5 protein-coding genes are annotated in these 3,501 nt (G+C 66.1%); 1 reads left to right on the top strand and 4 read right to left on the bottom strand.

Translation table 11 applies throughout. From position 1 onward, the window contains the following. Positions 1-253: 253 nt before the first annotated feature. A complete protein-coding gene (locus WAX14_RS21825) occupies positions 254-613 on the bottom strand; it encodes an Rv2640c family ArsR-like transcriptional regulator (protein ID WP_422630135.1) in 360 nt (119 codons plus the stop codon). 95 nt (positions 614-708) lie between these two features. On the opposite strand from WAX14_RS21825, the gene WAX14_RS21820 reads away from it, so the two are divergent. Next, the gene (locus WAX14_RS21820) at positions 709-1,188 is read left to right on the top strand and encodes an ArsI/CadI family heavy metal resistance metalloenzyme (RefSeq protein WP_422630134.1); all 480 of its coding nucleotides are present in this window, start codon (positions 709-711) and stop codon (positions 1,186-1,188) included. Between the two features lie 69 nt (positions 1,189-1,257). Here the strand turns inward: WAX14_RS21820 and WAX14_RS21815 are convergent, their stop codons facing one another. From WAX14_RS21815 to WAX14_RS21805, 3 genes are read right to left on the bottom strand one after another with little or no spacing between them, the layout of a single operon-like run. Continuing rightward, the gene (locus WAX14_RS21815; RefSeq protein WP_422630133.1) at positions 1,258-1,698 is read right to left on the bottom strand and encodes an arsenate reductase ArsC; all 441 of its coding nucleotides are present in this window, start codon (positions 1,696-1,698) and stop codon (positions 1,258-1,260) included. A 57-nt stretch (positions 1,699-1,755) separates the two neighbouring features. Beyond that, a complete protein-coding gene (arsB, locus tag WAX14_RS21810; RefSeq protein ID WP_422630132.1) occupies positions 1,756-2,832 on the bottom strand; it encodes an ACR3 family arsenite efflux transporter in 1,077 nt (358 codons plus the stop codon). Then, entirely contained in the window at positions 2,829-3,233 is a 405-nt protein-coding gene (locus WAX14_RS21805; protein ID WP_422630131.1) for an ArsR/SmtB family transcription factor, read from the bottom strand. Before WAX14_RS21805 ends, arsB begins: the two co-directional genes overlap by 4 nt. Positions 3,234-3,501: the final 268 nt, after the last annotated feature.

Raw genomic sequence — 3,501 nt, 5'->3', positions numbered from 1 at the left:
CTCCCGCGTCATCGTGATGGAGGATGCGCTCGGTTTGACCCTCGGCCACGCCGAAACCCTCGATCGCGTCGAGCGGTGGCTCGTCGCGATCGAGGGGGAGTGGGGTCGACCACGGCGGTGACGGGTAGCACCGCCCCAGCCACTGGTACGTTCCAGCACCGCGACCTCGGCGCCGTCGGTGGCGGCGACCGCAGCGTTGCGTGAACCTGCTCGATCGGCCTTCCGTGGCAGTTCTGCTGTGTGAAAACTCGGTCTAACTGCAGCAGTTCGGATTCAGGACGACTCGAAGCGCGTCGAGGGCGTCGACGTGGGCGCGGTGGAAGACGTTCATGCCGCGGCGTTCGGAGACGACCATGCCGGCCTTGCGGAGTTGGCCGAGGTGGTGGCTGACTGTCGATTCGGCAAGGTCGACGCCGGTGGCGAGATCGCAGGTGCATACCTCGCCCTCGTCGGCGGTGAGCAGGATCGACATGAGCTTGATCCGGGCCGGATCGGCCAGAGCCTTCAGGCGCAGGGCTACCTCGAGCGCGGCCTCGTCGGTCATCGGCCCGGCCGAGACCGGGGCGCAGCAGATGGGCGCGGAGACATCGACGACAGGCAGCGTCTTGGGCATGAGATCGATCCTACCCACTTTATTGACATATGTCGAAAAGGTGGCATCCTGGAGATATCAGCAATTCGACATACATCAAATACATGGAGGCTGTCATGTCACGCGCCCAGCTCGCACTCAACGTCGACGACCTGCAGGAAGCGGTCACGTTCTACACGAAACTGTTCGGAACCGAACCGGCCAAGCTCGAGCCCGGCTACGCGAACTTCGCCATCGTCGACCCCCCACTGAAACTGGTGCTCCTCGAGAATCCTGGACAGGGCGGCACCATCAACCACCTCGGTGTCGAGGTGGAATCGAGCGAGAAGGTCAACTCCGAGATCGCCCGCCTGACCGGCGAGGGTCTGTTCACCGATGAGGAGATCGGCACCACCTGTTGCTTCGCCACCCAGGACAAGGTGTGGGTCACCGGCCCAGCCGGCGAGAAGTGGGAGGTCTACACCGTCCTCGCCGACTCCGAGACATTCGGATCGAGCCCGCAGCACGAGGTCGACCCAGCCACCGCCGAGGGCGACGTGTGCTGCGGCACCGCGGCCGACGGCGAGAAGGCGACTGCCGCCACGTCCTGCTGCTGACCAGCCGTGCAGACACGGGTCGGCCGCCCGCGGGCGGCCGACCCCGTCGTCACGACCGCGGGCTCGTGCTCACTTGCCTGCGATGTCGTCGCGGACACGGGTGGCAGGTTGGGTGGTGAGCTCGGCGATCAGTGCCTCGACCTTGGTCTTGATCTCGTCGCGGATCGGGCGGACCGCCTCGACGCCGCGCCCGGCGGGGTCCTCGAGGACCCAGTCACGGTAGGACTTGCCCAGGAAGATCGGGCAGGTGTCGCCGCAGCCCATGGTGATCACCACGTCGGAAGCCTGCACCGCGTCGACGGTGAGGATCTTCGGGTTCTGCGCGGAGATGTCGATGCCGATCTCCGCCATCGCCTCGACGGCGGCCGGGTTGACCTGGTCGGCGGGCGCTGAGCCGGCGGAGCGGACCTCGATCCGGTCACCGGCCAGCGCGGTGAGGAAACCCGCGGCCATCTGGGATCGGCCGGCGTTGTGGACGCAGACGAACAGCACACTCGGGGTGGTGGACATGCACAATCCCTTTCGGACACGAGGGTCGGACACGAGGGTCGGACAGGAAGGGGCCGGTCAGGTGGTGGCAGGGGTGAAGCGGTTGCGCAGAGAGAGCGAGACGTAGACGAGTCCGACGAGGACGGGGACCTCGATCAGTGGCCCGACGACCCCGGCGAGGGCCTGTCCGGAGGTGGCCCCGTAGGTGGCGATCGCGACGGCGATGGCGAGTTCGAAGTTGTTGCCCGCGGCGGTGAACGCGAGTGTGGTGGTGCGCTCGTACCCGAGGCGCATTGCTGCGCCGAGTGCGTAGCCGCCGCCCCACATCACCGCGAAGTACACCAGCAGCGGGATCGCGATCCGCACCACATCCACCGGGTTGGAGGTGATCTGCTCCCCCTGCAGGGCGAACAGGATCACGATCGTGAACAGCAGCCCGTACAGGGCCCACGGGCCGATCCGCGGCAGGACCTTCTGTTCGTACCACTCACGGCCCTTGGCCTTTTCGCCGTAGCGACGGGTCAGGTAGCCGGCGAGCAACGGGATGCCGAGGAAGATGAGCACCGATGTGGCGATCTGCCACGGCGAGGTGTCGATGGTGGTCTGCTCGAGCCCGAGCCAACCGGGCAGCACCGAGAGGTAGAACCAGCCGAGGACGGCGAACATGATCACCTGGAACACCGAGTTGATCGCGACCAGGACGGCGGCGGCTTCGCGGTCTCCGCAGGCGAGGTCGTTCCAGATGATGACCATGGCGATGCAGCGGGCGAGACCGACGATGATCAGGCCGGTCCGGTACTCGGGAAGATCCGGCAGGAAGATCCACGCCAACGCGAACATCAGGGCCGGGCCGAGAACCCAGTTCAGGACGAGGGACCCGGCGAGGAGCTTGCGGTCGCCGGTGACGGTGGCGAGGCGGTCGTAGCGGACCTTCGCGAGCACCGGATACATCATGATCAGCAGGCCGAGGGCGATCGGCAGCGAGATGCCGTCGATCTCGACCGCGGACAGGACGTCGCCGAGGCCGGGGATCATCCGCCCGAGCAATAGGCCGGCGACCATCGCGATGCCGATCCACACCGGCAGGTACCGGTCGAGAGTCGAGAGTTTCGCGACGACGGCCGGATGCTCCGTGGTGGTCGCGGTCCCGCTCACGCCGACACCTCCACGACTACCGTGTCGGCGGGCAGGCACGCCGAGCCGTCGACGACATCCGATTCCGACGACAGGATCGCCGACAACTGCGCCAGCGCGGACGGAACTACCCGGTAGTACACCCAGGTACCGCGGCGCTCGCAGTCCAGCAGGCCGGATTCCCGCAGCACCTTGAGATGGTGCGAGATCGTCGGCTGAGACAGGTCGAACGCCGGGGAGATGTCGCACACGCAGCTCTCGCCGCCCTCGTGACTGGCGATCAGGCTCAGCATTCGCAGTCGCACCGGATCGCCGATCGCTTTGAACATCCGAGCCAGGTCACCGGCCCAGTCCTCAGTGAGCGGTTCCCGCATCAACGGGGCGCAGCAAGACTCGGCGCCACGGCCAGGTTGTATCGACATATTTCAATATTGACAAAGATCGAATCAGCCTTCAAATCGACCTTCGTGACAATTGGCCGACAGCACACCCGTCGACGAAGGCGAATCATCGTCGTAGTTCGATGTCATCGCTGCCGGACCGCCCTGAGTTGATGGATCTGCTCATGGCGATGTCGCGGCACCGGCCCGCGCTGCGCGCTCTCCTCGCCGACTACTCCGAGCGATTCCGCCGCGACCAAGCCGAGGCGATCGGAATGCTCCTCGACCGGTACGGCATTGCGCACGAGGA

Origin of the sequence: Rhodococcus sp. (in: high G+C Gram-positive bacteria), assembly GCF_049299235.1 — a bacterium.
Classification (GTDB): domain Bacteria; phylum Actinomycetota; class Actinomycetes; order Mycobacteriales; family Mycobacteriaceae; genus Rhodococcus.
The sequence above is the reverse complement of the archived record's forward strand: the minus strand, read 5'-3'. Positions and strand labels throughout refer to the sequence as shown.

What these genes read in the sequence shown, in the direction of transcription:
- WAX14_RS21825 (WP_422630135.1), bottom strand. Translation starts at nt 613, where the DNA reads ATGCCCAAGACGCTGCCTGTCGTCGATGTCTCCGCGCCCATCTGCTGC.
- WAX14_RS21820 (WP_422630134.1), top strand. Translation starts at nt 709, where the DNA reads ATGTCACGCGCCCAGCTCGCACTCAACGTCGACGACCTGCAGGAAGCG.
- WAX14_RS21815 (WP_422630133.1), bottom strand. Translation starts at nt 1,698, where the DNA reads ATGTCCACCACCCCGAGTGTGCTGTTCGTCTGCGTCCACAACGCCGGC.
- WAX14_RS21805 (WP_422630131.1), bottom strand. Translation starts at nt 3,233, where the DNA reads ATGTCGATACAACCTGGCCGTGGCGCCGAGTCTTGCTGCGCCCCGTTG.